Genomic DNA, 612 nt, shown 5'->3' with positions numbered 1-612 from the left:
AGATACAGCTAGTGCCGCACTTCAACTTTTAGAGCAAGACCCTGCTTCCTTACCGATTCCGAACGACCCTCAAGGTCGTACAGTTGGTGAAATGAAACAAGTGATTAACGATGAAAAAGAAGACCTGGGTAATGAAGGCGTTAATACTGAAATAAATACTGAAGAAGAAGTTGTACTCAAGCCCGCTGAAACTGACCCAGACCTGGATGATGATGGCGTTCCAAATGATCAGGACGCTTTTCCTGAAGATGCGAGTGAGACAACTGACACCGATGGTGATGGCACAGGTAACAATGCCGACAACGACGACGATAACGACGGCGTTAAAGATGAAGACGATGACTTCCCTCTAGACGCAAGCGAACAAACCGATACAGATGAAGATGGAATCGGTAACAATGCCGATACTGATGATGACGGCGATGGTACTGAAGATATTGCCGATGACTTTCCTTTAGATTCTGAACGTCAGAATAAGTCTGATAAGGATAACGATAACTGGTCTGCCAATCAGGACCCTGATGATACCAATGCCAGCATTCCAGGTATCGATTTTGTTGATACCGATGGCGATGGCATGGCTGATTCTGGTGGCAGAAATGATGACCCTGA

At 45.8% G+C, this 612-nt stretch carries 1 pseudogene; it reads left to right on the top strand.

Going from position 1 to position 612, the window contains the following annotated elements:
• Positions 1 to 612: pseudogene (locus A3729_RS32605) on the top strand (hypothetical protein); the annotation flags it as partial.

Source organism: Oleiphilus sp. HI0043, assembly GCF_001634935.1.
The sequence above is the reverse complement of the archived record's forward strand: the minus strand, read 5'-3'. Positions and strand labels throughout refer to the sequence as shown.